At 53.6% G+C, this 4,963-nt stretch carries 7 protein-coding genes; 4 read left to right on the forward strand and 3 right to left on the reverse strand.

What is annotated here, in order from left to right:
• Positions 1-1,123: 1,123 nt before the first annotated feature.
• Positions 1,124-1,498, forward strand: coding sequence for a hypothetical protein (locus tag Poly21_RS28120; protein WP_302120755.1), 375 nt, complete (start codon positions 1,124-1,126; stop codon positions 1,496-1,498).
• Between the two features lie 274 nt (positions 1,499-1,772).
• The gene (locus Poly21_RS26550; RefSeq protein WP_146410091.1) at positions 1,773-2,327 is read left to right on the forward strand and encodes a hypothetical protein; all 555 of its coding nucleotides are present in this window, start codon (positions 1,773-1,775) and stop codon (positions 2,325-2,327) included.
• 285 nt (positions 2,328-2,612) lie between these two features.
• Here the strand turns inward: Poly21_RS26550 and Poly21_RS28125 are convergent, their stop codons facing one another.
• The gene (locus Poly21_RS28125) at positions 2,613-2,756 is read right to left on the reverse strand and encodes a hypothetical protein (RefSeq protein WP_302120757.1); all 144 of its coding nucleotides are present in this window, start codon (positions 2,754-2,756) and stop codon (positions 2,613-2,615) included.
• 407 nt (positions 2,757-3,163) lie between these two features.
• Between Poly21_RS28125 and Poly21_RS26555 the strand changes: the two genes are divergently transcribed.
• A complete protein-coding gene (locus Poly21_RS26555; RefSeq protein WP_146410092.1) occupies positions 3,164-3,475 on the forward strand; it encodes a hypothetical protein in 312 nt (103 codons plus the stop codon).
• A gap of 24 nt (positions 3,476-3,499) precedes the next feature.
• Complete coding sequence (locus tag Poly21_RS28130) at positions 3,500-3,682, forward strand: hypothetical protein (RefSeq protein ID WP_302120758.1); 183 nt, start codon at positions 3,500-3,502, stop codon at positions 3,680-3,682.
• Positions 3,683-4,346: 664 nt separating this feature from the next.
• Here the strand turns inward: Poly21_RS28130 and Poly21_RS28135 are convergent.
• Together Poly21_RS28135 and Poly21_RS28140 are read right to left on the reverse strand one after the other, a co-directional pair.
• A complete protein-coding gene (locus Poly21_RS28135) occupies positions 4,347-4,496 on the reverse strand; it encodes a hypothetical protein (RefSeq protein ID WP_302120760.1) in 150 nt (49 codons plus the stop codon).
• A 186-nt stretch (positions 4,497-4,682) separates the two neighbouring features.
• Positions 4,683-4,963: hypothetical protein (locus Poly21_RS28140; RefSeq protein ID WP_302120762.1), on the reverse strand; the 281-nt coding region annotated here is incomplete at its 5' end.

Here is a 4,963-nt window from a genome sequence, read left to right on the forward strand (position 1 = left end):
GGACATGTACGTTCCTGCAAAGAAGATGTGAGAATTCTCTTTGAAGGATGGCATGTCCACACTTTTTTATCCATCCGTCGTAACTTCCGCGACTTCAAACCCGGCGCACGCTTTAGTCGGATGAGCCACAATTTGTCGCTGAGATTTCATCTCGTCGCTGATTTTCTGTCCGGTCTGGTATACACAGCGAATGACGTTCAGTTCGCTCGCAACCCAGTTCGAGTGCTCGTCTGCCGCATGAGGTCAACGACCGTGTCGAGAGAATCAAGTAACCGGCCCGAGCAAGTTCGGCCTACAGCCAAAAGAGCCGACGCTCGATCGGATAGTTTGTTCTGCAATAGCTCGGCAAATGAGCCACACGGATCGGAAACCGCCGTTAGTCCTTCTTGGACAAAGTCGCAAAGTAGGCGTTGCAACGCTGCTCGGAGGCTTCGTCGAGCTGATTTTCAAATACAAGCGCCATCCGTGACACCTGGGAACAGAAAAACGGAAGTGTTGACTTCAACCGACACGTTACCGGATGTTCCTAATCTCGTCACCTTTGGTTCACGCGATGCTAACTCACCCTCGTGGTACGGTTTTCAACAGTAAAAGTTTCCTATAACTAAAGGCGTTTATTTCTATATATATACACAGCATTCCCTGAAAGTATAGGAGTAAGCGTCTTTAGTTATAGGAAAGTATAAAATGAGAAAACCGTACCACGTTCATGAAGAGGCTGAATCATCTGAAATCCAAGTTCTCATCGCTGAGCCTGAGTTTCGTTAAATCGCTTCTTGACTATTCAGTGTTGACGATACTCCTGAACCGCGGTGAGGAATCACGTCAACATGAAGATACGGAGTCCGGTGAACCTGGCAAGAAACCCGACGCTGAGTATCATCACAACGTCTGTCCCCAGCTTAATCCATGCGCGGCCATTCAAACCTGAGCATTGCCTTCACAGGGATTGCTCGATTTGCTCTGGTGACTGCCTGGCGCCCAATGCAGGCGTTCTGATGCCTCACAAGTCTGATCGCCCCACGAGCCGCCTCACGGCCCCACGCGGCGTCATACGCCGCACAAGGCCGGCTGACGGCCTTCTCAGTGTTCGTTACCACGCTGGCTACTCTCCCATTCTCTGGTGCTCGTCATCGTACTGACGAATGATTTGTTCATCCAGCTTCAGGGCAACGGCGATTTGGGTGAAACAGCTCCCACGCAAGGCGGTAAAACCCTGCACCGAAGCAAGCCGACTCGTCAGACGACAATCCGATCAACCTTTGGCCCTAATCACTTTGAGCAATTCGCGTATGCACCGGGCGTCAAGAAAACGATTGAACTGCGGCCCATCAGTGCTCGGATGACCGTTATGTTCGCGCTGCCGAAGACATCACTGCCGCGTTGTTTCCTGACGATCGGGATGAGAGCGAAGAAAGAACCAGACCGCCCCGGCCACAGAATAAAGATATCACGGCACACTTACCTGGCGTGGGATGATGTTCGAGCGGATCCTTGAACGCCACGTCCGGCGGTATCAGTGCATTGGAGTTGCTCCAAGCAAAATACACTTGTGTAAAATCCGGATTTTATCGGTTGATTCGATCGAGCATTTAATTTCAAATTGTATTACCAACAACCACTGCATGGCCATTGCGAAATGTTCAGGTTTGTCGCAGGCCGCCTTTGCAGCTCGATAAGCGTCATCAACTCGTTGGTGGTCCGTTCTTTTGCGGAGATTCAGCAGTGGGTGGTATCGTTTTCTTAATCAGACCTCAACGAAAGATATTTTGATGACTGCTGCAACTTGCGAGACCAATGTTCGGTCGCGTGCAATTGACTTGACCGTGGCTGCATTGATCGGCGGATTGCGGATTGGGCACCAGAGGCTGAATGGCGAGTGTTCACTGGCGCTGGCGTCGATGGGCCCAGCGGTCATCGAACACATTCGAGAAGTTGAGAGGGACCCGGCAACGAAGCCACCGCATCGTCAACGCCTGCTAGCAGTGATCGATACGATCGAGCACACAATCGCTACGGACCTCCCGAGTCGCAAGACTGTGACGACCGCATTACTAGATGCAATTCGGGTCTCCGACCCGCGAATCAATCACGAAGCCTTGCTGGCGATCCGAACGTTTCCGCCAACAATCGCTGACGAAATATTCCTCGAAGCGTTCTTGCATCGCGAGAAGCTCGGCATCTGCACACGACTGCTATCAGCGGTGGAACAGCTCGGCTTTCCTCTGAGTGAATCCAACTTATTGCCACTGTTAGATTTTGCTCTGTACTCGAACCCAAAGATCCACAGTGTTGCGAGGAGCATACTCGATCAGAATCGTCCCTGAATTCAGTTGCCCCCAGGTTTGTGAGTTGAAGCTTGCGACAGATTGACGTGGTGCGGACTCGATCCGCGACATACAAGGAAGAACGAACACAAACGCTTCAGTCCTTAGCAACATCCCGTGGAAGCCGTATGCACCCACTCACACCCTCGGCGCAGGCCGTGTCGGCTCCACCAACAGGTTATTGAAGGTCGCTTGGCGAGAAATCCCAGAGGCTGATCATTCAACCGCCACGAACCGTGCAGGTCTCTCTCAATGCCGACCGCTGAAACGATCGACCTCGGATTCTCAACCGCTGACGCTGAACATCCAGTCATTTCGTACATGAACGGCGACCTCACGCTCACCTTCCTCGACTGGCGTGAACAACCAATTCGTGTAGTCGTCCGGGATGTGACACGATTCGAGTGGTCGGGTGAATCGGCCGCTCATTTGAAAGGCGAACCGCTTGATGGCACGTGCGTCGCACGTGATTCTGTATGGGTACCACGGAAAGCAGGGAACAGATGTGAACATTATTGCCTGAACTTCAACGCTTGCGGCGGCCGGCTGGATGTTGCCTGCGAGTCTTTCGGATTGGAGCCCCGAACTTAGTGGGCCGGTCGTGCACCTAGCCATGATTTGCCGTCAACTAGATTCGATCCTGAACTCCAGTTGCTGTTGAAGATGGATTTGCCGCAGCGCCCCACGGAACGCCTTGTTAGGTTGGTCATGATCTCCGCCATTGGTAGAATGATTTGATTGACTGACGTCTTTCGCTTCACTCGGGACGGCGTCGGCAAGAACTCCCATTGACCGGGCATGGGCTGTTGCCAGTGATTGTAACAGGACTCGAAGCTGTGCGATCTTTGCTCGCATCTGGTGGCTACCTGATTAAGCTCGTCGCCCACGATACCGCCGTACGCTACTTCCCGCACACCACGGAACACTGCGATGCAAAGCTTCCGGGCCTAAGCTACGAGCATGACTCGGCTGGCAACGCTCTTGCCTCGATGGTCAAACCGGGACTAATCGAATTTCGCCATCATCGATCTTTCTCTGATGCTCGTGTGCGAATGATCGCCAGACGTATTATGATGCACCCCGACTCTTGCTTCACGGCGCTGTTCACCGTCACTTACCAAGGGCGAACTTTGATCGCGGGTGCCTGATAATACGCTTGCCACCATTTTGCAATGGCATCGTTCATCCTGCATACATGCTCATTGAGCAAAGTCGCGGCGGTTGACTTCCCTGATTGGCTGCTGGCCCCCAATTTGTTGCCAGCGGATTTGCACGCTGGTAAACTGTATCTTATGCTACGCCTTCTCGCTTCGGTAACTAACGGCGTCGGCAAATCGTTCCGCTTCAAGAACTAACCGATGGCATTTCCACTCAAGGGCTCAACCGCGATCTCCGTTGACGGTGTCGCGTACCGCTGGCGCATTCGTTCTCGTCCTACGTACGATCAGCAGGTTGACGCGCCAATGACGTTTGCCGTCCAAGCCACTGGTGACCCACATTGCGTCCTTCACGTGACAACCAATCGGGTGCGTCCGGATCGTGCTCCGATGGCCCCGTCGCTATCACACCTCAGTTGGTTGCAGATTGCATCCGTGTGGCATTGTCGGATGGATGGAATCCTGGCTCGGATGGCAGTGCGTTCAAGATCTCTGCCGTCATTCCGCGATGATGAGGGGAAGCATGGTTTTGGGGTAGCGGCCCTGCGAGAACGCCTGAGTTGTCAACTCAACACACACATTTGCCTTCACAGGGATTGCTCGAATCGCTCTTTTGACTGCCTGGCGCCCAATTCAGGCCACATGATGCGTCGCGAGCTCTGGCTCATCAACAACTGCCTGAAGCCACCAATTACCAATGCCAAGTCATTCACGTGCTGAGCACCCAGACCACACCCGCTCACTTTGAAATCAACCCGTTCACCTTCGCGATTGTCGTCTTGATCGTCTTGAGTTCTTTGCTGATCTCCGGTCGAAGCTGCGGATTCGCTTCCAGCTGCAGTTCAAGCCAGCGGCCCCACGCCTACACCTTTTGCTCTAGCTCGCCCTCGAACACTTCACCCGTGATGACAGTGGGTTTGCGGCCACCTTTCTGACGGCGACCCTGGCGGGCGATGATCTCCGCTTGAAGCCGGTGGCGACTCCACTTGCCCTTGAGGGCGTCACGGGGCAATCGACCACGCTCTCAGCCTTTGGCCATGCTGATGAGCCGGATAAAGTGGCTGATTGAAAGAGCAAAGCTTTTCTCTCGAAACTTCTTGAACAACTTGTTCAGCTCAGGTCGAGCGGCGGACGCGGAGAATCATCGCTCGGCGATTGAGTCAATCTCGCCAGTTCCAAGCGGACCACACACACTCACTCACTTCGAAATCAATCGGTTCACCTTCGCGATCTTGCTCTTGAGCGAGTTGAGTTCTTTGGTGAGTTCGGGCTTCAGCTCCGGATTCGCTTCCAGCTGCAGTTCAAGCCAGCGATTCCATGCCCAAAGCGTTTGTTCCAGCTCAGCTTTGAATGCCTTGCCTGAAACGACTGTCGGCTTGCGGCCACCTTCTTGCCGGCGACCTTGTACCGCGATGATCTCTTTCTGAAGCCGGTGACTGCTCCAGCGGTTGGTCAGAGCGTCCTGAGTTAGACGATCAC

It is taken from the genome of Allorhodopirellula heiligendammensis (assembly GCF_007860105.1).
GTDB classification, from domain to species: Bacteria; Planctomycetota; Planctomycetia; order Pirellulales; family Pirellulaceae; genus Rhodopirellula; species Rhodopirellula heiligendammensis.